Annotated in this window: 19 protein-coding genes and 1 tRNA gene; 8 read left to right on the top strand and 12 right to left on the bottom strand. The window is 73.3% G+C overall.

Annotated features, from left to right (window positions below):
* Positions 1-1,329, top strand: coding sequence for a VWA domain-containing protein (locus tag ACFVXJ_RS18320; RefSeq protein ID WP_389662783.1), 1,329 nt, complete (start codon positions 1-3; stop codon positions 1,327-1,329).
* A gap of 15 nt (positions 1,330-1,344) precedes the next feature.
* On the top strand, positions 1,345-2,382 hold the full coding sequence (locus ACFVXJ_RS18315; RefSeq protein ID WP_389662781.1) for an FHA domain-containing protein: 1,038 nt from the start codon (positions 1,345-1,347) through the stop codon (positions 2,380-2,382).
* Between the two features lie 47 nt (positions 2,383-2,429).
* Here ACFVXJ_RS18315 and ACFVXJ_RS18310 read toward each other — a convergent pair whose 3' ends face one another.
* Positions 2,430-3,416 (bottom strand): methyltransferase domain-containing protein, encoded by a 987-nt coding sequence (locus ACFVXJ_RS18310; protein WP_389662779.1) that lies wholly within the window; start codon positions 3,414-3,416, stop codon positions 2,430-2,432.
* Positions 3,417-3,553: 137 nt separating this feature from the next.
* Here ACFVXJ_RS18310 and ACFVXJ_RS18305 point away from each other — a divergent pair, with 137 nt between their 5' ends.
* On the top strand, positions 3,554-3,955 hold the full coding sequence (locus ACFVXJ_RS18305) for a globin (RefSeq protein WP_389662778.1): 402 nt from the start codon (positions 3,554-3,556) through the stop codon (positions 3,953-3,955).
* A 76-nt stretch (positions 3,956-4,031) separates the two neighbouring features.
* Here the strand turns inward: ACFVXJ_RS18305 and ACFVXJ_RS18300 are convergent, their stop codons facing one another.
* From ACFVXJ_RS18300 to ACFVXJ_RS18260, 9 genes are all read right to left on the bottom strand, one after another.
* Positions 4,032-4,748, bottom strand: a complete 717-nt coding sequence (locus tag ACFVXJ_RS18300) for a hypothetical protein (protein WP_389662776.1) — start codon at positions 4,746-4,748, stop codon at positions 4,032-4,034.
* Entirely contained in the window at positions 4,745-5,218 is a 474-nt protein-coding gene (locus ACFVXJ_RS18295) for an acyl-CoA thioesterase (protein WP_389662774.1), read from the bottom strand. The genes ACFVXJ_RS18300 and ACFVXJ_RS18295 overlap by 4 nt, the downstream gene beginning before the upstream one ends.
* Before the next feature lie 11 nt (positions 5,219-5,229).
* On the bottom strand, positions 5,230-6,894 hold the full coding sequence (gene ettA, locus ACFVXJ_RS18290) for an energy-dependent translational throttle protein EttA (RefSeq protein WP_389662772.1): 1,665 nt from the start codon (positions 6,892-6,894) through the stop codon (positions 5,230-5,232).
* Between the two features lie 335 nt (positions 6,895-7,229).
* Positions 7,230-7,415 (bottom strand): hypothetical protein, encoded by a 186-nt coding sequence (locus ACFVXJ_RS18285; RefSeq protein WP_389662770.1) that lies wholly within the window; start codon positions 7,413-7,415, stop codon positions 7,230-7,232.
* Positions 7,416-7,441: 26 nt separating this feature from the next.
* Complete coding sequence (locus ACFVXJ_RS18280) at positions 7,442-8,965, bottom strand: bifunctional phosphatase PAP2/diacylglycerol kinase family protein (protein WP_389662768.1); 1,524 nt, start codon at positions 8,963-8,965, stop codon at positions 7,442-7,444.
* A 249-nt stretch (positions 8,966-9,214) separates the two neighbouring features.
* Positions 9,215-10,576 carry a TQXA domain-containing protein gene (locus ACFVXJ_RS18275; protein WP_389662766.1) on the bottom strand — a complete coding sequence of 454 codons (1,362 nt, stop codon included), beginning with the start codon at positions 10,574-10,576 and terminating at the stop codon, positions 9,215-9,217.
* A gap of 68 nt (positions 10,577-10,644) precedes the next feature.
* Positions 10,645-11,052, bottom strand: coding sequence for a single-stranded DNA-binding protein (locus ACFVXJ_RS18270; protein WP_389662764.1), 408 nt, complete (start codon positions 11,050-11,052; stop codon positions 10,645-10,647).
* 96 nt (positions 11,053-11,148) lie between these two features.
* Positions 11,149-12,966 carry a GTPase gene (locus ACFVXJ_RS18265; RefSeq protein ID WP_389662762.1) on the bottom strand — a complete coding sequence of 606 codons (1,818 nt, stop codon included), beginning with the start codon at positions 12,964-12,966 and terminating at the stop codon, positions 11,149-11,151.
* Between the two features lie 4 nt (positions 12,967-12,970).
* A complete protein-coding gene (locus ACFVXJ_RS18260; protein ID WP_389662760.1) occupies positions 12,971-14,578 on the bottom strand; it encodes a dynamin family protein in 1,608 nt (535 codons plus the stop codon).
* Between the two features lie 332 nt (positions 14,579-14,910).
* Between ACFVXJ_RS18260 and ACFVXJ_RS18255 the strand changes: the two genes are divergently transcribed.
* Positions 14,911-14,983 (top strand) — tRNA-Arg (locus ACFVXJ_RS18255).
* A gap of 436 nt (positions 14,984-15,419) precedes the next feature.
* Positions 15,420-16,523 carry a DNA cytosine methyltransferase gene (locus ACFVXJ_RS18250; protein ID WP_389662758.1) on the top strand — a complete coding sequence of 368 codons (1,104 nt, stop codon included), beginning with the start codon at positions 15,420-15,422 and terminating at the stop codon, positions 16,521-16,523.
* 50 nt (positions 16,524-16,573) lie between these two features.
* On the opposite strand, the gene ACFVXJ_RS18245 is transcribed toward ACFVXJ_RS18250, so the two are convergent.
* Positions 16,574-17,668, bottom strand: a complete 1,095-nt coding sequence (locus tag ACFVXJ_RS18245) for a glycosyltransferase (RefSeq protein WP_389662756.1) — start codon at positions 17,666-17,668, stop codon at positions 16,574-16,576.
* Between the two features lie 817 nt (positions 17,669-18,485).
* Between ACFVXJ_RS18245 and ACFVXJ_RS18240 the strand changes: the two genes are divergently transcribed.
* Positions 18,486-18,974 carry a hypothetical protein gene (locus tag ACFVXJ_RS18240; protein ID WP_389662754.1) on the top strand — a complete coding sequence of 163 codons (489 nt, stop codon included), beginning with the start codon at positions 18,486-18,488 and terminating at the stop codon, positions 18,972-18,974.
* Positions 18,975-19,075: 101 nt separating this feature from the next.
* Here the strand turns inward: ACFVXJ_RS18240 and ACFVXJ_RS18235 are convergent, their stop codons facing one another.
* On the bottom strand, positions 19,076-19,597 hold the full coding sequence (locus tag ACFVXJ_RS18235) for a phospholipase (RefSeq protein WP_389662868.1): 522 nt from the start codon (positions 19,595-19,597) through the stop codon (positions 19,076-19,078).
* A 364-nt stretch (positions 19,598-19,961) separates the two neighbouring features.
* Between ACFVXJ_RS18235 and ACFVXJ_RS18230 the strand changes: the two genes are divergently transcribed.
* Positions 19,962-20,504 (top strand): hypothetical protein, encoded by a 543-nt coding sequence (locus ACFVXJ_RS18230; protein ID WP_389662752.1) that lies wholly within the window; start codon positions 19,962-19,964, stop codon positions 20,502-20,504.
* Between the two features lie 264 nt (positions 20,505-20,768).
* Positions 20,769-21,470, top strand: a complete 702-nt coding sequence (locus ACFVXJ_RS18225; RefSeq protein ID WP_389662750.1) for a 4'-phosphopantetheinyl transferase family protein — start codon at positions 20,769-20,771, stop codon at positions 21,468-21,470.
* Positions 21,471-21,875 lie beyond the last annotated feature (405 nt).

Raw genomic sequence — 21,875 nt, 5'->3', positions numbered from 1 at the left:
ATGGCGAACTTCGCCAAGCCGAGCGCCCCGCGCTTCAGCGTGGAGGTGTACCAGAACGAGTTCCTTCCCGCAGGCGGCCGCGACGTCCACGCCATCGTCACGGTCACCTCCACCGGCGGCGCCACCGCCAACCGCTCGACCGCCCCGGCAATCGGCGGCGCCGCCGTCGTGATCATGGTCGACTGCTCCGGCTCGATGGAGTACCCGCCGACCAAGATGCGCGGCGCCCGCGAGGCCACCGCCGCCGCCATCGACACCCTGCGCGACGGCACCTCGTTCGCGGTGATCGCCGGTACCCACGTGGCCCGCGAGGTCTACCCCGGCCAAGGGCGGCTGGCCACCGCCGATCCCACGACCCGCGCCCAGGCCAAGGAGGCGCTGCGCGGCCTCGGCGCCGGCGGCGGCACCGCCATCGGCACCTGGCTGCGTCTCGCCGACGGCCTGCTGCGCGGGTCCGGCGCCACGATCCGGCACGGGATCCTGCTCACCGACGGCCGCAACGAGCACGAGGAGCCGGCCGCGCTGCGCGCCACCCTCGACGCCTGCGCGGGCCGGTTCACCTGCGACGCGCGTGGCGTGGGCACCGACTGGGAGGTGAAGGAGGTGACGGGCATCGCGAGCGCGCTGCTCGGCACCGCCGACATCGTGGCCGATCCGGCCCACCTCGGCGAGGACTTCACGCGCATGATGGAGAACGTCATGGGCAAGGAGGTGGCGGACGTCTCGCTGCGCCTGTGGACCCCGGTCGGCGCGGAGATCCAGTACGTCAAGCAGGTCGCGCCCGCCGTCCAGGACCTCACCGACCGCCGGACCGAGGCCGGTCCGCGGGCGGGCGACTACCCGACGGGTTCGTGGGGCGACGAGTCCCGCGAGTACCACGTGTGCGTACGGGTGCCGGGGGCGTCCGTCGGCCAGGAGATGCTGGCCGCGCGGGCCATGTTGGTCGTGCCCGGTGCCCTCGGGGAGCCGTCGACCACGCTCGCCCAGGGCCTGGTCCGGGCCGTGTGGACGGACGACCTGGCCGCTTCCACCGCCATCAGCCCGCAGGTGGCGCACTACACGGGACAGGCGGAGCTGGCGCAGGCTATCCAGCAGGGCCTGGAAGCCCGCAAACTGGGCGATGTCGACGGCGCGACCGCCAAGTTGGGGCGTGCCGTGCAACTGGCGAGCGCGTCCGGGAACGCCGACACCGCCCGACTTCTGGCGAAGGTGGTGGATGTCGTGGATGCGGCGGCGGGTACTGTGCGGCTGAAAGCGAAGGTCGCCGATGCCGACGAGATGACCCTTGAAACGCGTTCGACGCAGACCGTCCGAGTGAAGAAGACCTGAGAAGAACCTGACGCGATGACGCAGGGAGAAGGGGGAAGCGTCGCCATGCCGACCTGCCCGAACGGACACCAGTCCGCCTCCGACGACTGGTGCGAGGTCTGCGGCCACCGCATGGCTGCCGCTACGAGCGCTCCCGAGGCGCCCTCCTACGGCTACGGTTACCCTCCCACGGCCGGTGAGCCGACCGCGCAGGCCGAGCTGTGCCCGCAGTGCCGCACCCCGCGCGAGGCGATGGCGCCGTTCTGCGAGGAGTGCCGGTTCAACTTCCTGACGCGCACGCCGACGCCGGCGTCCTTCGCGCAGGAGGCACAGGGCGGTCCCGGCCACCAGCCCGTGCCCCCGCCGCCGGTACCGGCGCCGCCGACCTTCTCCCAGGACCACTTCGACTACCAGGGCTCGCGCCCGTCCCGGGTGAACCGCCCGGCCGAGCCGCTCCAGGGCGAGGACGACTGGCTGCTGCCGCCCCCGGCGCACGAGCAGCAGCCGTTGCGGCAGGAGTACGCCCCGCGGCAGCCGCACTACCAGGAGCAGCCGCCCCAGGAGTACCAGCAGCAGGGGTACGCCTCCCAGCAGCACCAGCAGCCTCACCAGGCACCGCAACAGCAACCGCAACAACCGCAGCAGCAGCCCTTCCCATCCCAGGGCGGCGGCTCCTGGAGTGCGACGATCGGCCCGGACCGTTCGTACTTCATGGCGATGATGCAGCGCAGCGGGCCCGAGGCGGCGGCGCTCAACCTGCCCGCCTACTCCCCCGAGCAGCACCTCCCGCTCACCGGCGGCCAGATCACCATCGGCCGCCGCCGCGCCTCCACGGGCGACTCACCCGACATCGACCTGTCGGTGCCCCCGGAGGACCCGGGCGTCTCGCACCAGCACGCCGTCCTCGTCCAGCAGCCCGACGGCAGTTGGGCCGTGGTGGACCAGAACTCCACCAACGGCACCACCATCAACGGCGGCGAGGACCCGATCCAGCCGTACGTCCCCGTTCCCCTCACCGACGGCGACCGCGTCCACGTCGGCGCCTGGACCACCATCACCGTCCGGCGCGGCTAGCCGTCCGGGGCCCGCCCGGGCCCGTACCGGGCGTCCCGGGCCGGGCCTCACACCGACGCGGCTTCCCCCAGGGGCCACACGTACGGGCCCCGGGGGTCGTCCAGCCAGGACCACTGGCCCTCCGGGGTGACCGTGACGCCGAAGCGCTCGCGCCCCGGTCGGCCTTCGCCCCGCCAGAGGTCCAGCGCCTCCCGGGGGTGCAGCGCGCCTCCGCTGAGGATCAGCATGAACTGGAAGCGCTCGTTCTCCACCAGCTCGTACGGGAGCCCGTCCTGCGCCGAGGCGGAGCCGGGCGCGGCCGCGGTGGCCCCGCGCAGGGGGACGAAGTAGGCCGGGGTGTGCAGGAAGCGGCCTTCGGCGAAGGCGGCGTCGCGGACGGTGAGCGCGATCAGGCCCGTCGACAGCGGCGCGAGGACGCGCGCGCCGGGCCGGCACTGTCCGAGCCAGGCGGGTGGGATCAGCGGGAGCGTGCAGGTCACCAGGATCCGGTCGAAGGGGGCGCGCGACGGGCAGCCCCGCGCCCCGTCGCCGGTGACCACCGTCGGCCGGTACCCGAGCCGGGCCAGGTGGGCCCGGGCGGACTCGGTGATCTCCTCGTCCAGGTCCACGGTGGTGACGTGCTCGTCGCCGAGCCGGTGGCAGAGCAGCGCCGCGTTGTAGCCGGTGCCGGCGCCGATCTCCAGCACGTCGTCCCCGTCCCGCACCTCCAGCGCCTCCAGCATCCTGGCCATCAGGGAGGGCTGGCTGCTGGAGGACAGCAGCTCGCCGTCGCGCAGCCGGGTCGCCAGGGGCGTGTCCGTGTAGACCCCGCGCAGCCAGCGCGCCCGCCCCTCGGGGTCCGGGTCCTCGCCCCACAGCCGCTCGTGCCCGGCTCCGCGACCGGTCCAGAAGTACGGCACGAACACGTGCCGGGGCACGGCGGTGAAGGCCGCCCGCCAGGCCGGGTCCTGGAGGACCCCGGCGGCGGTCAGCTCCCGCACCTGGGCGGCATGCGCGACCTCGCGCATGTCCCGTCCCGCGGTGTGTGCTCCCATGCCTCCACTGTCCAACCCACGGGCGGCGAAGGCGAGCGCTGGTCGTCGGCCGGGGTACCGGCCGGTACCCGCCGGTGCGGAGGGACGGGGGTCCTAGGACCCCCGTCCTCCGTCCGGGTGTCTGAGACGATGGTCGGGTGAATGACAATCCGCAGGGCACGGTCCAGGAGCAGACCTTCTACGAGCTGGTGGGCGGCGAGGCCACCTTCCGCCGGCTGGTCCACCGCTTCTACCAGGGCGTCGCCGAAGACCCGCTGCTGCGCCCGATGTACCCGGAGGGCGATCTCGGCCCGGCCGAGGAGCGGTTCGCGCTGTTCCTGATGCAGTACTGGGGCGGCCCGTCCACGTACAGCGAGAACCGCGGGCACCCGCGCCTGCGCATGCGGCACGCGCCGTTCCGGGTGGACGCGGCCGCGCACGACGCGTGGCTGAGCCACATGCGGGAGGCTGTGGACGAGCTGGGGCTGGCGCCGGAGCACGAGGCGCAGCTGTGGCGGTACCTGACCTACGCGGCCGCCTCGATGATCAACACGGCCTGACCGGCCCGACGCGTCGACCGGGCCGGTCGACGGCGGCCGGGCCCGGGGCCGGGCCTACGGGGCCGGGCCTACCGGCTCACACGGGCCGGACCAGCAGGGCGCCGAGCCCCTCGGTCCGCCCGGGGCGCCGCATGGCGACGGACCCGTACGGGGTGCTCAGCCGCAGCCAGCCCCCGGAGGTGAACAGCGCCACCGGCTCGGGCCGCTCGTCGGCCGCCCGGGCCGGGACGGTGGCCCGCACCGGCCGCAGGAAGCCGAGGGACTGCGCGGCGTGGACCGCGCGCAGCGGAAGTTCGGTGTCGCCCAGGGTCCGGGACCAGATGTCGCGGCCGATCCGGTCGCGTTCCGACCGGGTCCGGTGCTGCGGGGGCAGGGCCGCGTCACGGGAACGGAACTCGGCGACTGCCCCGGCCACGGCGGCCCGCATCTCCTCGGCGCCGGGCAGCCCGGGCACCTGCTCCCAGCCTCCGCGCGGGGGCAGCACTCCGGCCCACGGCGGCCCGGTGACGGGCCGGGGCACGGCGGCGCCGGCGGCGGCCTCGTCCACGGACTCCAGCAGCTCGCCGGCGGACACCGTCAGGTCCAGGGGCCGGCCGACGGACGCGGCGAGCCGCACCGTGCGGACGGCCAGGACGTCGAAGGACGGCGGCCGGCCGAAGACGGCGAGCGCGCCGCCGTCCGTCCGGGCCTGGAGACGGACGGCGGCGGCGCGGTCGTAGTGCACCAGCCGGCCCAGGAAGGCGGCGAGGTCCGCCGCCTCCCCGGAATCGGCGAAGCGCAACTGCCCGTTCATGCCGCGATGCGCCCTTCACGGCGCTTCGCGGCCCCGGCGGCGACCGGCTCGTCGAGGTACTCCTCCAGGAAGCGTCGCTCCTCGGCCGTGATGCGGCGGGGCCGCCCCTCGGCGAGGTTGAACGGCACGACGACGGTCTCGGCACGCACGTAGACCGTCTCCGGCGCGTCCTCGGTCGCCTCGTCCTTGACCTCGTAGCGGATGGTCAGGGACGCGGCGCCGATCCGGGTCACCCAGCTCTCGATGAGGACCGGCTCGTGCCGGTGCACGAGGGGCAGCTTGTAGTCGATCTCGTGCCGGGCGACGACGGAGCCGCCCGTGAAGGACTCGCTGCCCTCCCCCGGCGCCAGGCGGAACATGAAGTCGATCCGCGCCTCCTCCAGGTAGCGGAGGAAGACGACGTTGTTGACGTGCCCGAAGGCATCCATATCCGCCCAGCGCAGCGGGCACCGGTAATGGTGTCTGGCCATGGCCTCAGACCTCAGCCTCGGGTGAGCTTCTTGTAGGTGGCACGGTGCGGACGGGCCGCGTCCGGGCCGAGACGCTCGATCTTGTTCTTCTCGTACGACTCGAAGTTGCCCTCGAACCAGTACCACTTGGACTCACCCTCGTACGCCAGGATGTGCGTGGCGACCCGGTCGAGGAACCAACGGTCGTGAGAGATGACCACGGCCGCACCCGGGAACTCCAGCAGCGCGTTCTCGAGCGAGGAGAGGGTCTCGACGTCGAGGTCGTTGGTGGGCTCGTCGAGGAGCAGCAGGTTGCCGCCCTCCTTGAGGGTGAGGGCCAGGTTCAGGCGGTTGCGCTCACCGCCGGACAGCACGCCGGCCGGCTTCTGCTGGTCCGGGCCCTTGAAGCCGAAGGCGCTGACGTACGCACGGGACGGCATCTCGACCTGGCCGACGTTGATGTAGTCCAGCTCGTCCGACACGACCGCCCAGAGGGTCTTCTTGGGGTCGATGTTGGCGCGGCTCTGGTCGACGTACGAGATCTTGACGGTCTCGCCGACCTTGATGTCGCCGGAGTCCGGCGTCTCCAGGCCCTGGATCATCTTGAAGAGCGTGGTCTTGCCGGCGCCGTTCGGGCCGATGACGCCGACGATGCCGTTGCGCGGCAGCGTGAAGGACAGGTCGTCGATGAGGACCTTGTCGCCGAACGCCTTGGAGAGGTTGTTGACCTCGACCACGATCGAGCCCAGGCGGGGGCCCGGCGGGATCTGGATCTCCTCGAAGTCCAGCTTCCGCATCTTGTCCGCCTCGGCCGCCATCTCCTCGTAGCGGGCGAGTCGGGCCTTGGACTTGGTCTGACGCCCCTTGGCGTTCGACCGCACCCACTCCAGCTCTTCCTTGAGCCGCTTCTGGCGCTTCTCGTCCTTGCGGCCCTCGACCTTGAGGCGGGCGGCCTTCTTCTCCAGGTAGGTGGAGTAGTTGCCCTCGTACGGGTGGGCACGGCCGCGGTCGAGTTCGAGGATCCACTCGGCGACGTTGTTCAGGAAGTACCGGTCGTGGGTGACGGCCACGACGGCGCCCGCGTACTTCGACAGGTGCTGCTCCAGCCAGTTCACCGACTCGGCGTCGAGGTGGTTGGTCGGCTCGTCGAGGAGGAGCAGGTCGGGCGCCTCGATCAGCAGCTTGCAGAGCGCGACACGGCGCTTCTCGCCACCGGAGAGGTTGGTGACCGGCCAGTCGCCGGGCGGGCAGCCCAGGGCGTCCATGGCCTGCTCCAGCTGACCGTCGAGGTCCCACGCGTTGGCGTGGTCCAGGTCCTCCTGGAGCTTGCCCATCTCGTCCATGAGCGCGTCGGTGTAGTCGGTCGCCATCAGCTCGGCGACCTCGTTGAAGCGCTTGAGCTTGCCCATGACCTCGGCGGCGCCGTCCTGGACGTTCTCCAGCACCGTCTTCGACTCGTCGAGCTTGGGCTCCTGCATGAGGATGCCGACGCTGTAACCGGGCGACAGGAAGGCGTCGCCGTTGGACGGCTGCTCCAGCCCGGCCATGATCTTGAGAACGGTGGACTTACCGGCGCCGTTGGGGCCGACCACACCGATCTTGGCGCCTGGCAGGAAGTTCAGGTAGACGTCATCGAGAATCACCTTGTCGCCGTGCGCCTTGCGCGTCTTGCGCATGGTGTAGATGAACTCAGCCAAGAGAAACCGTCCGGCAGATCGATGGTGGGCAGATACACCCCATCTTGCCTGACGTCCATCCCCCGGGCGAAACGCGTATGGTCCCGGGCCCCTGAACTGGGCCGCTGCCGGGGGGCCGGTCTCACGCTCTGGTCACCGCCGGGTCCCCACCGGTAGCCGGCGGAGCCACTTCCGCGGCCCGGAGACGGCCCGGAGACGGCCCCGACCCGCCTGGAACGCGCCGGCAGGATACGCCGGAGCGCCCCCACCACCGCCGCACCCCGGGCAGGATGCCGATGCTCGGCGCCATGCGCGCCGACCTGGGTGTCGACGCCTTGGCTCCGTGACGCGTCCGGTCAGCGGAGGCGGAGGGTGTGGGGGCCGTGGTCCGTGAAGATCTCCGTCAGGGTGTCGAAGAGGGTGGGGGCGCGTCCGGCGCGGGCTTCCGCGAGCTCCGCGGCGACACGCTCGCGGTTTCGGCGATCACCGTCCGGAAATCCGGGAGGCCGTGGATGCGGCGCCGTCGAGTAGGTGGTGGTCACTGGCCGAGCGTACGGACCGGCGGGTGTCAGTGGGGGCGGTAGACGGTCAGGGCGTGGGGGAGGGTGTCGAGGACGAGGGCGGAAGGGGCGTGGGCGTACTCGCCGTCGTAGGCCAGCGGCGTCCCCTCCGGGATGTCCCCGACGCGCAGGCTGCGCAGCTTGGTCGCGGTGTGGACGGGGGAACGGGTGAGGGGGCCGGCGAAGGCGGCGGCCAGGAGGCGGGGGCCGGGGCGGCCGCCGCCGTAGACCATCCGTACGTCGAGCAGTCCCTCGCCGAGGCTGTCGCGGCGGCGGGGGGTGGGGCCGGTGCCGTGGTAGGTGCCGTTGCCCGCGAAGAGCAGCCAGACCTTACGGGGCCGGCCGGCGAGGCGCAGTGCCACGGGGTGCTCGGCGCGCAACACCCGCCAGGCCGCCAGCAGGGCGGCGGGCCCGCCGCCGATCCGGGGCGCCCAGCGCAGGCGGTGCCGGAGCAGTTCGGGGTAGGCGCCGATGCTGAAGGTGTTCAGGAAGTAGCCGGACTCGGCGGGGCGCGCCGGCGGGGCGTCCCCGGAGCCGGCCCCGGGTGGGGCGGGGTGCGGGCCGGGGGTGAAGCGGCCGACGGCGACCCGGACCGCGTGCCCCGCGGCCAGGGCCCGGCAGGTGTCCTCGGCCCCGGCCAGCCCGAGGTCGAGGGCGAAGTGGTTGAGGGTGCCGCCGGGGAACACCGCCAGCGGGATCCCGGCCCGCAGGGCGGCCGTGGCGGCGGCGTTGATCGTGCCGTCTCCGCCGCAGATGCCGAGCACGGTGGCGCGGGAGGCCACCGCCGCCAGTTCCGCCGGCAGTTCCGGGCCCGCGCACTCCACGAGTTCCGCCTTGGGCAGCCGGTCCAGCACGGAGTCCAGCCCGGCGCGGGCGGCCGTACCCGAGTCGGTGTTCACCACGACGGTCAGCCCTTCCCCGTCGGGCAGGGCGGGTGCCCCGACCACCTTGCGTTCGTCGCCCGGTACGACCCGCGACTCCTCCACACCGCGCGCGACCTTACGGACGACGAGTCCGGCGGCGACGCCGAACGCGGCGCCGGCGACCACGTCGGACGGATAGTGCACGCCGGTGTACACCCGGGAGAACGCCACGGAGGCCGCCACCGGCGCGAGGAGCGCGCCCCACTCGGGTGCCTCCAGGGCGAGCCCGGTGGTGAACGCGAAGGCGGAGGCGGCGTGGCCGGACGGGAAGGAGGTGGTCCAGGGCTGGGTGTTCAGTCGACGCACTGCCGGAACCCCGTCGAGCAGCGGCCGGGCGCGCCGCACCGACCACTTGCCGACGGTGTTGATGGTCGCCGAGGCCAGCGCGAGGGAGGCCACGCCGCGCACCGCGGCCTTCCTGGACCGGGTCGAGCCGAACACGGCGAGCGCCGCGGCGGCCCCGCCCCACAGCACGCCGTGGTTCGCGGCCCGGCCGAGGCGGGGCAGCACGGTGTCGGCGCCGGGCCAGTGCTTTCGGGCCACCGCGTCGAACAGCCGCCGGTCCCACCGCGCGACCGCGCCTTGCCAGGTCAGGTCCTGATCAGCCATTGCCACCGCCTACCCCGCGAGCGTGATCCGAATCCACCACCCCGCCGCCCCGGCTCCGCGCGTCCACCGCGCCCACGGCGGCACGCCCGGCCCGTACCACCGCCCGGCCCGAGGCCGCCGCCTGCCCGAGGGCGCCGCCCCGCCCGAGGGCGCCGCCCCGCCCGAGGCCACCGCGCCACCCGGTACTCCGCCGCGCCGGCCGGGCCGCGTCTTGGTGACGGCAGCTCTACGGCTCCTCCTCCGCGAGCCCTACAGCTCCTCCTCCGCGCCCGACTCCTCCTCCAGCGGGCGCTTGCGCAGCAGCAGGACCACCATGCCGCCCAGCACCACCAGGCCGACCGCGAGCCCGGCGATCACCGGGGTCGCCGCCGAGCTGCCGCTGCTGGCGAGGCGTTGCCCGGCGGTGGCGTCGTCCGGGGACGTCAACGCCACCGCCGCCGCCCCGCCCATCGGGGCCGCCCCGGGCGCGGGCCACAGCGCCGAGGCGGTGGCGGCCGTCGCGACGGCGCTGGAGCCCGCCACGATCTGCGCCTGGTCGGGGATCCCGTTGGCGAGGACCCGCCCGACGGGAACCCTGGTGGAGCCCTGGACGGTGACCGAGGCGTGCCCATCGGGTGTGCCCGGCGGCACCTCGAAGTAGAGCCGGGTCCCGTTGCCGGCGGTGGTCAGCGGCCGCCCCTCGGCGTCCACCACCCGCACCCCCATGGCGACGGCCGCCGCGTCCGGGGTGACCGTGACGCTCTGCGCGCCCGTCCGCACCGTGACCGGCCCCAGCCGGGCACCCGTCGGCCCCGAGACCGGACCGGACACCTCCCCGGGGTCCAGCCCCAGCGAGACCGGCGGCTCCGGCAACCGGCCCGCCTCCCGCTGGAGGTAGTCGGCCAGTTTCTCCGCCGCCGGATCGGCCGCCTCGACCTGCGCGCCGTCGGCCAGTCGCCAGATCGCCACCTGGGTCCCGGCCGCCGCGCTCTCGGCGGTGAGGGAACCGGCGCCGGCCGCCTTGGCGAGCCCGGCCAGATCGTTGAGCTGGGGGTAGGAGTGCTCCAGCACCCAGCGGATCCGGCCCGCGTCCTGGTTGGCGGCGAGCGGCGTCCCGCCCCACCCGCTCTCGGTGTACCGGGCCTCGGGCTGTGCGTAACCCGCCACCCCGACCCCGTACGTCTGGAGCATGCCTCCCCCGTCGACGCGCATCTCGCACAGCCCGGCGGGGATCTGTCGGACCGTGCCGTCCGGGCCGTGCAGGACCGCCTGCCCGAACGTCTTCAGCCCGTCCAGCACGGCGCTCGCGCCCCCCGGCGCCGCCCGGTCCGAGGTCGAACCGGAGTCGGCCGCGGCCTGGGCTCCGGGGGCGGCGGCGAGGGCCGCGGCGAGCAGGGCGACCGCCAGCGGGCGGCGCGCGGAGACCCGTGCGGAAGCACGCCCGGCGACCGCAACCGGAACCCGGTCAGACAGACCGCCAGGCAGCTGCGGCAGGCCGCCGGGCAGAGCTGGACGGCCGTCAGGCGGAACCGGGACGGCGTCGGCCCCCGGGACGGGCGGGACCGGCGGCCGGCCGGCGAGAGGGACGGCGGTGGGAGCAGGAACGGAGGATGCGGGAACAGCGATCGACACAGTCTTCCCCTTCGGGCCGAAGGCCCAGGTGCCCGTGAGTACCGGGTGATCTTAGCCGCCTCGAACACTCAGACCACCGCCGCGTTCTGAGGGGGCATCAGCGGGACGTCGGTTCTGACGACGCGACGGAAGGCCGCGGTTCCACGGTTGAGGTCGTGTCCGATGGTGACGGCGTCGATGTCCGCCGAGAACCACCGGACGCCCTCCCCGTCGGACGGCCCCTCCCGGACCCGCAACCGCCCGTGCACCACCAGCGGTTCACCGACCGAAACGGAACTCGCCAGGTGGACCGCCAGCGTCCGCCGCGCCCACACGGTGTAGAAGCTGGTGGAGCCGTCGGCCCAGGTTTCCTTTCGCCGGTCGAAGTACCGCGGCGTCACCGCGAAGCGGAACCTCGCGGACGGCCCTGCCGGGGTCTCCTTGAAGTCGATCTTCGTTGCCACATGGCCCACCAGCGTCACCAGGGTGTCGTTCATCCCGGCTCCCCTCCCCCGTATCGCGCCCCGCCGGACCATCCGCACGAGGTACGACCATGCTGGCCCGCCCGCCCCCGCCCCGCTCGGGCCTGTGGATTACTGGCGGGTTGTGGACAACCTCGCCACCGTCGCGTACTGCTCCCGCACCTCGCGGTACCGCAGCAGCTCCGCCGCGACCGGTTCCAGCACCCGGGCCCGCCCGCACCCGGCCGCGGCCTGCCGCAGCCGCCGCTCCGCGTCCTGCCCGTACCGGCGTGCCGGGCCCCGCGCCGCCATCGAGCAGGCCCATTCGACGAGCGGCCCGCCGACGATGCCCGCCACCATCAGCAGCACCGGCGGCATCAGGCGCGGCTCCAGGACCCCGATGATCTGCCCGGTCAGCCACAGTCCGCCGAAGATCTGGAGCAGTGTCATGGCCGCCTGCGCCAGCACCGCCGCCGGCCACCACTTGGGCCGCGGCGGCTTGGTCTTGGGTACGGCGACGGCCGCGCCCAGGGTCACCGCGATCTCGTCCAGCGCCTCCGGCAGCCGCTCGGCCCCGCGCACCGCCGTTTCCCGCACCGCCTGCGCCCACGGCTCGGGCAGCCCGACGGCCGCCTCGTCCGCGACGATGCGTACGGCCTGCTCCACCCGCTGCCGGGCGGTGACCTCCTCCTCGGCCGGCGCCTGCACCGCCCCCGGGGAACGCCCGATCGCCGCGAGGGCGGCCAGCCCCGACAGGGTGCGCGGGGCGCGCCTGCTCTCGTACCAGCGCCACAGCCGCAGCCACGGCGTCCCGCACGCCTTGCCGGCGTTGCGCCGCCAGGCCCGCTCGGCGGCGAGCCCCGCGGCGTACGCCCCGACCGCCTCCGCGAGCCGGTCCTCGAACGCGGCGCGCGCCGCCTCCCCGATCCGGGGACCGGAGTGCCCGTCGGCGACGTACAGCGGATAGAGGCGCGCCGCGGCCCGGTCGACATCGGCGGAGATCCGCCGGGTCGCGGCGCCCTTCTCCTGGGTGAACTGTCCCAGCAGCTCGCGGAGTTCCCCGACCCCTTCGCCGGTCAGCGCGGACAGTCCGAGGACGGTGGCGCCGGGCTCGCCGTGCTCGCCGAGCGCCATGCCGTCCTCGTCGAGCAGCCGCCGCAGGTCGTCCAGGACCAGGTCGGCGGCCTCCCCGGGCAGCCGGTCCACCTGGTTCAGGACGACGAAGGTCACCTCCGCGTGCCCGGCCAACGGCCGCAGGTACCGCTCGTGCAGTACGGCGTCGGCGTACTTCTCCGGGTCCACCACCCACACCACCGCGTCGACGAGCGCCAGCACCCGGTCCACGTGTTCGCGGTGCGCGACGACCGCCGAGTCGAGGTCCGGCAGGTCCACGAGGACCATTCCGCGCAGTGCCTCGGCCTCCGAGGTGTCCCGGGGCCGGCGTCGTAGCCGTCCCGGGATCTCCAGCCGGTCGAGCAGCCCGGCGGCCCCGTCGGACCAGCTGCACGCGATCGGCGCGGCGGTGGTGGGCCGGCGCAGTCCCGTCTCGGAGATCTGCACGCCCGCGAGGGCGTTGAAAAGCGTGGACTTTCCGCTTCCGGTGGCGCCGGCGATCGCGACGACCGTGTGCTGGGGGGAGAGTCCGCGTCGCGCCGCCGCCTCGTCCAGCACCCGGCCGGCCTCGGCGAGGCTGGTGCCGTCCAGGATGCGGGTCCGCGAGAGCCCCACGAGTTGGCGCAGCGCGTCCAGCCGGGTCCGCAGGGCCTGCGCCTCGGGGCTGGGCGGGGGCGCGGGCACCTTGCCGCCGTCACCGCCGGCTCCGGAGACGGCCCGCACGAGCGCGTCGTCGCCGTCGTCGCCGTCCAAGCCCTCGCCGGTCGGCTTGGGGCGCGAGCGTGCGATGAAGCCGTCGTCCCAACGTTCCTCGCTGCGGTCGGTCAAGGCGCTCACCGTCTCACCTCTCCTTCTGCAGTACGGACAGCGCGGCGATCAGCTCGGCCTGTGGTTCGGGGGTCACTTCGAGTGCTTCCAACGGGGCCAGCCGGCGGTCCCGTTCGGCGCGCAGCACCTGGTCGAGGTGTTCGCCGACGAGTTCCCCGCCCCGGTCGCGCAGGCGCAGGGCGACCTGCGCGCCGATCCGTTCGGCGAGTTTCTCCCCGGCCGGCCGGGCCCTTTTGCCGCCGAGGAGGGCGGAGACGAGGAGGGCGGCGACGCAGTCGGGGTCGGGCGGCGGCTGCCGGTCGAGTTGCGCGACCTCTTCCTCCGCCAGTTCCTCCAGCACCCGCCGCCAGCGGCGTACGGCCATGCCGATACGTTCCGCCGCTTCGCGGTCGGGGGCGGGCAGGGGTACGGCCGCGGCGGCGGGTTCGCGCCGCCAGGCGTCGGCGATCCGCTCGTCGGCGGCGGCGACCGCGCACTGCAACAGGGCGGCGAGGGATTCGGCCAGCGAGTCGAGCAGTTCGTCGGCGCTCGTGTCGAGGGGGTAGCCGCGCCAGCGGGTCAGGGCGTCACCGGCGAGTACGGCCCCCCGGTCGAGCCGGTTGCGCACCCGCCGGCCCTCGCGCTTGTACGCGTCCTCGACGGCGGCGGTCAGCCGGACGGCGGCGGCGTGCTGGGCGGCGACGGCGGAGGCGAGTTCCGGCATCCGGCGGCCGAGCGAGTCGAGCGCGCCGAGCGCGGTCCGTCCGACGGCGTACTGGCGGGCGGCCGGGTCCGTGGCGTGGTGGCGGAGCCACTCGAACAGCGGCGCGACGGCACTGGCCGGCAGCAGCCCTCCCCCGCCTGCCGATTCGGGCAGCTCCGGGACGGTGAAACGCGGTACGTCGCCGAGTCCGGCCCGGGTGAGCAGGGCCCCGTACTGCCGTGAGACGTCGGCGAGCACCTGGTGCGGGACCCGGTCGAGGACGGTGACGAGGGTGGCCTTGTACTGCTTGGCGGTACGCAGGAGGTGCCAGGGGACGGCGTCCGCGTACCGGGACGCGGTGGTGACCATCACCCACACGTCGGCGGCGCAGATCAGCTCGGCGGCGAGGGTCCGGTTCTCGACGACGAGGGAGTCGATGTCGGGGGCGTCGAGGAGGGCGAGGCCGCGGGGGAGGGTGGAGACGGTCTCGATCCGCAGTTCGCGGGTGGTGTGCTGGGGTCCGCGCGGATGCGTCCTTCTGGGTGTGGGGCGTACGTCCTCCTCGTCCTGCGGCGCCCATACGCGGGTGAGGTCGGGCAGGACCCGCATGCCGGCGAACCAGTGGTGGTCGTCGGGGTGGCAGACGAGCACGGGGATGCGGGTCGTGGGGCGCAGGACACCGGCTTCACTCACCTGGCGTCCCACGAGAGAGTTGACGAGGGTGGACTTACCGGCCCCGGTGGACCCGCCGATGACGGCGAGCAGCGGCGCCTCGGGCGCCTTGAGCCGGGGTACGAGGTAGTCGTCGAGCTGCGCGAGCAACTCGGCTCTCGTTTGACGGGCGCGCGGGGCACCGGGCAGGGGCAGCGGCAGACGCACGGACGCGACCCGGTCGCGCAGGGCGGACAGGGCATCGAGCAGCTGAGGCCGAACATCCAAGGTCACCACATGCGAAGAATGCCCAATTTAAGGCCATTTTTGAAGCTTATACGCCCTCTGCGCGCCGACCGCGACCCCAGCGGGACATCATGGACACGGCGGACGAGTGGGACGCAGGCATAACGAGTGCACAACACCCAGGGGCGCCGCGGCGCAAAAGCGATGCGAGAATCGCACCTGCCTGCGATTATCGGACCGCTTCACCGAACCTCCACATCGTGGCACGCGGGTGAAGCAACCGGGACAAGGCGACCGGAGCCCTATCCTTGACCCGGCACGGACCACAGTCCCACCCCCACCCAGGGGCTCCAGGCCACCACGGCCACCTTCCGGCCCCCGTAGCTCAGTGGATAGAGCAGGTGCCTTCTAAGCACTTGGCCGCAGGTTCGAGTCCTGCCGGGGGCACTCTCTCCACACCGCCGAAGCCCTCCCCCCGGGGAGGGCTTCCGCGCAGAGCCCCTCCTCCCCGGCCGCCGCCCCGCCCCGCCCCGCCCCCACCTGCCGGCGCCCGCCGCCCGCCCGTCGTCGCCGGACACCCGCGCCGACCCCTCTCCGGCGCTTTCTTCTCCGGCGCCCCGGCCGCCGAAGAACGCCTCGCGGAAATCGACCCGATATTCGGAACCACGGTGTCCCATGTCGCTATCCGGAAATGCGGACGACTTCGGATCAACGAGCGGTTTCGACAGATTCCGGGTCGGCCGGCGGATCGTGGCCGGCCGTTACGGTCGCCACCCGGCGGGCCGACGGCCCGCGATACCCTGGGACGCCGCCGAGCCCTGGACGCCACGCCCCGGCCGGTCGAAGCGCCGGCTGCCGCCCCCATCAACTCACTGGAGATCAGGTGCATCCCGTCCAGATCGTGGACTTGTTCGCAGGCCCTGGCGGACTTGACGTGGCCGCCGAGAAGCTGGGCGTGACCGCGGCGGGCGTGGAATGGGACTCCGCGGCCTGCACGACGCGGCGCGCCGCCGGCCTCGTCACCGTGGAAGGGGACGTGCGGCTCTACGGCCCCGCCCACTTCCCGGACGCGGACGTACTGGCCGGCGGGCCTCCCTGCCAGACGTTCACCGTCGCGGGCAGCGGGGCGGGCCGCAGGGCGCTGGACGACGTGCTCGCTTTCGTCGCACGCATGGTGGCCCGGGAGGAACGCGAGGAAATCGCGAAAGACCTCTCGAAGATGGAAGACGAGCGGACCGGATTGGTCCTGGAGCCGCTGCGCTGGGCGCTCGAAGCGATCGACATCCACGACAAGCCCTATCGCGCCATCGTCCTCGAACAGGTTCCCGCGGTACTGCCGGTCTGGGAGGCGTATGCGGAAATCCTGCGGGGCGAGGGATATTCCGTCGATTGCGGCCTTTTGCGGACGGAGGCGTACGGCGTTCCCCAGACACGGAAAAGAGCCGTTCTCATCGCCCGCATGGGCAAGGAGAACGTACAGCTTCCGTCGCCGACGCACCGCACCTACCGCAAGGGGCTTCCGCGCACCGCGGGCGACCGCGGCTTGCAGCCGTGGCGAACCATGGGAGAGGTACTGCCCGAGCGCGAATCCCCCTTCCATGTGGTGTCGAATTACGGGACGGGAGGGGACCCCAAGGCGCGTGGACGGCGCAGCTCTTCGGAGCCCTCCGCGACCGTCACGGGCAAGATCTCCCGCAATCGCGTGGTGGCGGCCGACGGGAGCGAGGACCGGTTCTCCCCCTCCGAAGCCGGCCGTTTGCAAACCTTCCCGACGGACTATCCGTGGCGGGGGCGCGATGTGGGCCAGCAGATCGGAAATGCCGTTCCGCCCCGCCTGGCGATGCACATCCTGTGCGCCGCGTTCGGTTGGGCTCCACCGTCCGACGCGATGCTCCGGTCGCTCGAAACGTGGAAGGCGCAAGCGGCGTTCGTGCCCGACGCACGGGTCCGGGAGCCGGAGGTCGCGAGCGTGGCCGAGTACGTCTGAGCCGCACGAGATCTGCGCCGGCCCGCGGGTGGGTCGGCGGGTGGCGGGGGTCAGGTCGTCGCTCCGGCCGGTTCGGGGATGGGGGCGAGCCGGCGGGCGGCGAATTCACGGTTGACGAGGGTCTGCTCGCGGTACGCCTCGGGAAGGTCCGGCAGCGCCAGCAGCCGGTCGCAGGCTTCGAGCGAAGCGGCGTGGTCGCCCACCCAGTAGGCCGTGATCGAGTATTCGAAGAGCAGCCCCCAGCGGTACACCCAGGGCTGGGTGAAGAGCAGGTCGTCCGGCCGTGGCCGGCCGAGCACGGGCCGGACGAACGCGTGCGCCGAGTGGTAGCGGCCCATCCGACGCAAGCGGGTGACCAGTTCGTAGCACGCTTCGAGGCGCTCCGGGCGCGACTCCCAGGCCCGCGAGAGGGCGTCCATGGCGGACGGCCAGTCCCCGGAGTCGGCCCGGAGGATCCCGGACTGGAGCAGGGCGAAGTACACCTCTTCGGCCCAGCCGCCCAGTCGCGCCCGGCGCTCGTACAGGGTGATCGCCTCGTCCGCGCGACCCATGTCGCGGAGGGTCTGGGCCAGGTAGAAGACGGTGCGGGGGTCGTCGGGGTCGCGCGCGAGTTCGGCGCTGAGCAGCCGCTCGTCGCGTTCGAACTTGTCGTGCTTGGAGCCGCCGTCGCCGTAGTCCTCGATGACGAGCGCGTCCAGGTTTTTCTGGGAGTGGGACTGATCGGCGGTCAGGTACTCGTGGGTGACGCCCTGGTACCGCCAGGGGAGGTCGCCGCGGACCAGGCGCTTGATGCGGTACTCGGTCGGGCCCTCGTGACGGAGCATGTAGGCGTCGGCCGTCAGCGGCGGAAGCGGGTGGTCGCGCCGGATGACCAGGTCGGCGTCGAGCAGGAGCAGGTAGTCCGCGCGGCCCCGGGCACGGGCGATGTTCAGGCTCCGGTTGTGGCCGAAGTCGCGGAACGGTTCCTCGTGGAGTTCGCCCGGGATGCCGTGGAGCGCCGACCGGATCAGCGCCTGGGTGCCGTCGGTCGAGCCGGTGTCCGAGATGATCCAGGTGTCGATGAGGTCGCGGACGGAGGCGAGGCAGCGTTCGATGACCTTCGACTCGTTCTTGACGATCATGCAGAGGCAGATGGACGGCTTCACGGCATCACCATTTCGGGCGGTTCGGGCCGGGTGACCTGGCGAGATGCGACCTTAGGGACCGGTCCGGAGGGGCCGAGGGCGGCACGCCGGGGCGCCCGGGCGGGTTCGCCGGAGGGCACGCGTCCGTTGGAGGTGGCCTTGTACGCCAATCCGTTAATAGACCGGCAAAAACCTCAAGTCACCTCATTCGGGCTCCGATGACGGCAGGGGAAGCGTGAACCCGCTTCCGGAACCACACCTCTGATCCTGCTCGACAAGGAGCACACGAATGAGTCCTGGGCCCACGAACCGGTCCTACCTCGGACCGCTTCCCCAACGCGGCAGCCTGGTGAAGGGCGGCGTCGTCGCGTCGCTCGCCCTGCTGCTGACGGGAATCGCGAGTCCCGCGATCGCCATGGCACCGCATGCCGTGACCTCGGCCGACATCCGTCTGTCGGGTCCGATGATCGGTAGTGACGACGACAACTGCCAGGGGAGGCCGCCGCACCACCACGACGAGTGGCGTCCGGAGAACGGTGCCGGGCAGGACCAGAACGGGCAGGCTCGACTCGGTCAGCCGGGCCAGGAGAAAGTGGTGCCGGGCCGGCCGGCTGCCAAGAAGGCGCCCCTCGGGGACAGGTGCGAAGGCCCGACGGGACCGACCGGCCCCCAGGGTCCTCCCGGACCGACGGGTGACACCGGACCGACGGGGGACACCGGGCCGACGGGTGACCCGGGGCCGGCGGGCGCGGCGGGACCTGCGGGACCCCAGGGCGTGGCGGGACCGGGCGGACCTCAGGGCGTGGCCGGACCGGGCGGACCTCAGGGGCCTGCGGGCGTGGCCGGACCTGCGGGGCCGCAGGGCGTGGCGGGACCGACCGGGGCGACGGGCGCCACCGGCCCGTGCTCCGACATCGACGCCCTTGCGCCCTCCGACACCGAGGACTTCCAGGCCGTGCTGACCAACGGTAAGACGTACGTCGGCAGGGCGGCCTCGCTGGGCGGGACGATCACCTGGCAGGACCTCACCAACACCACGGCCACCATGACCGACCCCGCGAACCCGAACTACCCCGCCGGGGTCTGCGGCATCGCCATCGAGGCGAACGACAGTGATGCTTACGTCAAGGCCGTGACGGTGACGGGGACCGTGTGGCAGACACACGGTGACGTCAGCGGCACGGCGTTCGTCTGGGACGAGCCCTGGCTCCAGCAGACGACCCCCACGCCGGTGAATCCGCTCCGGGCCAAGAAGCAGCCGATGGCCATGAAGCCCGCCGCCGGCCCGAAGGGTGCCGTCGCCCCGAACGGCATGAAGCGCCCCTGACCCCGCGGGTCATGGCGTACGGAAGTACGAGGTAGTGCGGTGATGGGTGCTGTGTCCGCCGGTTCGCGGGGGACACAGCACCCGGTCGCGTCCGGGGCGGCTCAGGGAGCGGACGCGGCAGGGGGCGGGACGGCAGGGGCCGGGGTGGTGGCGGTCGGCGCGGCAGCGGGGGGGACGGCGGTGCCCGGGGCGACGCCGAAGGTCTTGACGGCCTGGTAATAGGTCCACGCGGTGCTGAGGCAGGATGCCTTGCGCGCCCCCGCGTAGTGCGCGCACACCCGCTTCATGTCGGCGTGGAAGGCGTCGTCCAGGCGCGGCTTGTGCGCGCGGAAGAGGCCCGCCGCCCCGTAGTTGCGGTAGCCGAAATCGTGGCGGGCGCAGGCCATCCGGAACGGGAAGCCGAACGGGTTGTCCGGCGAGGTGGTGCAGTAGTCCGTCGTCCAGTCGAAGGCGTACGTCGCCCAGCTCCCCCGGTGCGTGCGTGCGTCGGCCCAGGCGTCGTAACTCGCGACGCCGGTCTGGGTCCAGTCGCTCAGGATTAGTGGCTTGTCCACCGGGGGCGCGATGGCCAACAGACCGGCGGCCGTGGCGGCGAGGAACGGGGCGAAGAGGCGCAAGGCGATCCTCCGAGGGTGACGCCGACGGTTACGGCTCCTCTAACGCGGCGCGGACCTTCCGGTGTCGGGGTGCGAGGCGGTGCGTACGCCTCAGGTATGACACCGCCTCGGTTGTCCATGGAACACCGGGCCGGGAAAGCGCGATGCGGACGGCGGTGCCCTTTCGGGGCCGTGACCGGGGCCGTTTCCCCGACGCGCGTGTGGAGGAAGCGCCGGCGAAGGGCGGCAGGGTGGCGTTGCGCCCGGGCGCGGGGGCCGGTTCGGAGACGGGCACCGCTCTCAGGTAGGAGCCGCGTCAGACTTTCGGCAGGTTTTTGATTCGTTCTGCGGAGGGACGCGCGAGCGGGCCCCCGAGCGAACACTTGTCGTTATGAACCGCCGTCCGCTCGTCCTCGTCGCCGCCACAGCGGGAGTCCTGACCACCGCCGCCCTCGCCCTGCCCCACCTCCCGCCGAACCCGGTCTCCGATTCCTTCAACGCAAGCGTGTTCAAGGAGAAGGGGAAGCACTTCGCGACCGCCGCCGACGCACCTTCGCGCGGTGACGCGCCAGTGCGCGGGGACCGGACATTCGCCCTGCCGAGCTGGGTGCCCAAGGACGCCACCGACATACGGGTACGGGTGCGCACCGACGGCAAGGCCCGACTGATCCGGTTCACGCTCGGTGCGACCCCGCTGGACGGCCCGCAATGCGCCGCGGGGACGCCCCACAAGGTCCGGGGCCCCGGGTTGAACGCCCGGTGGTGGCCGGCTGACACCGGGAAGGAAGCCCGGCCCGAGTGCCGGGACCACTACCAGTACCAGGTCGCGGTGCGCGGCAAGCGTGTCTACGCCTGGACCGATGGAACGCCGTCGCCGGGTGGCCTGATACCCCAGCAGGCGGCCCCGATGGTGCGGGCGTCCGCCCCGCGGTAGCGCGGCGGCCGCTTCTCGGTGGTGCGCCAGGGCAGCGGGTGGACGGCAGCGGCCGCGAGGTAGGCGGGCGAGGTGGCGCCGAGCCCGTGCGGGTACACCCGCGCGGGGTTGTCCCCGGGCCGTTCGACCCAGCGGATGCGAGCGTCCGGCGGCGTCAGGACAGCACTGTGCACGGTGTTTCCCCCGGATGGCGTTTTGAGTTGGAGTCGGCACGAGGCCAACCGGGCCGGTGAGGGCGGTTGTCGACTCGTCTACCCTCGTCGGGTGACGGTGTACGTGAACCAACTCGGCGGTGACCCACCGCGCGTCGGCCTGCCGCCCGAGGGCGGGGCCGTGATCGTGTGGGCCTTGGACACGGGGCGGAGCGTGGTGGCCGGGCACGCGGTGGAGGAGGCGGCGGCGGTACTGGACGCGGCGGAGCGGGAGCGCGCCGGGCGTCTGGTGCGGCCCGGCGACCGGCACGCCTACCTGGCCTCCCACCTGGGGCTGCGGGCGCTGCTCGGCGGGTACCTGGGTGCGGCTCCGGGGGACGTCGCGTTGATCCGTGAGGAATGCCCGTGCTGCGGGGGTCCGCACGGGCGCCCGGCGGTGGCGGGGGGCGGGGTGCACTTCTCGCTGTCGCACACCGCGGGAGTGGCGTACCTGGCGTTCGCCGCGCTCCCAATCGGGGTGGACGTCGAGGCCACTCCGGGCCCGGCGGTGGTGTCGGACGTGCTGAGCACGCTGCATCCCGCGGAGACGGCGGAACTCACGGCGTTGGCGGAGGCGGACCGGCCCGTGGCGCTGGGCCGCCTGTGGGCGCGCAAGGAAGCCGTCCTCAAGGCGACGGGAGCGGGGCTCGCGCAAGGCATCGCCGAGCCGTACGTCGGCTCGGGCCCGACCCCGGCCCAGGTGGCGGGATGGACCCTCCGAGACCTGACGGCCCCGCCGGGCTACGCGGCAGCGGTTGCCCTGGCCGGGCGGTAGAGGCGGCTACTGCCACCGCCCCGGCCGTCCCGGCGGTGCACGCACCGCCGCTGCCCGACGGGGCGCATGCCGTGCCGGCGGCCCGGGACGTACGGCTGCGGCGGTGCGGAGGACGACATCGCAGCCGTACGTCCCGGCGGGGCCGGCATGCCGTGCCGCTTCTGCCCTCTTCAGGGACAGGACGCCGTCGCCCCGGGCTGTGGTCGGTAGCGGGCCGGATCTCCTCCCGCGCGGGAGTCCGTGCGGGGCCGCAGGCGCTCGGTGCCCGGCATCGGGTCGGCTTGGCACCCGCGTGCGACGGGGCGGGGGACACCCGTGTGAGGCGCGGTCTGGGGCGGCATCACCCTCGTGGCGGCGGGTCGCCGCCCGGCAGGAGGCCCTGCCGAATGCCCCGGCGGGGCGGTG

Source organism: Streptomyces sp. NPDC058279, from assembly GCF_042881255.1.
Lineage (GTDB): Bacteria > Actinomycetota > Actinomycetes > Streptomycetales > Streptomycetaceae > Streptomyces.
Note: the sequence above shows the minus strand (reverse complement) of the source record. Positions and strands in the feature narration are given on the sequence as shown.

Bases quoted from the DNA above. Each gene is read 5' to 3' on its own strand.
- ACFVXJ_RS18320 (WP_389662783.1), top strand. From the start codon at position 1: ATGGCGAACTTCGCCAAGCCGAGCGCCCCGCGCTTCAGCGTGGAGGTG.
- ACFVXJ_RS18315 (WP_389662781.1), top strand. From the start codon at position 1,345: ATGACGCAGGGAGAAGGGGGAAGCGTCGCCATGCCGACCTGCCCGAAC.
- ACFVXJ_RS18270 (WP_389662764.1), bottom strand. From the start codon at position 11,052: ATGAACGACACCCTGGTGACGCTGGTGGGCCATGTGGCAACGAAGATC.
- ACFVXJ_RS18230 (WP_389662752.1), top strand. From the start codon at position 19,962: ATGAACCGCCGTCCGCTCGTCCTCGTCGCCGCCACAGCGGGAGTCCTG.
- ACFVXJ_RS18300 (WP_389662776.1), bottom strand. From the start codon at position 4,748: ATGAACGGGCAGTTGCGCTTCGCCGATTCCGGGGAGGCGGCGGACCTC.
- ACFVXJ_RS18310 (WP_389662779.1), bottom strand. From the start codon at position 3,416: ATGGGAGCACACACCGCGGGACGGGACATGCGCGAGGTCGCGCATGCC.
- ACFVXJ_RS18280 (WP_389662768.1), bottom strand. From the start codon at position 8,965: ATGGCTGATCAGGACCTGACCTGGCAAGGCGCGGTCGCGCGGTGGGAC.
- ACFVXJ_RS18295 (WP_389662774.1), bottom strand. From the start codon at position 5,218: ATGGCCAGACACCATTACCGGTGCCCGCTGCGCTGGGCGGATATGGAT.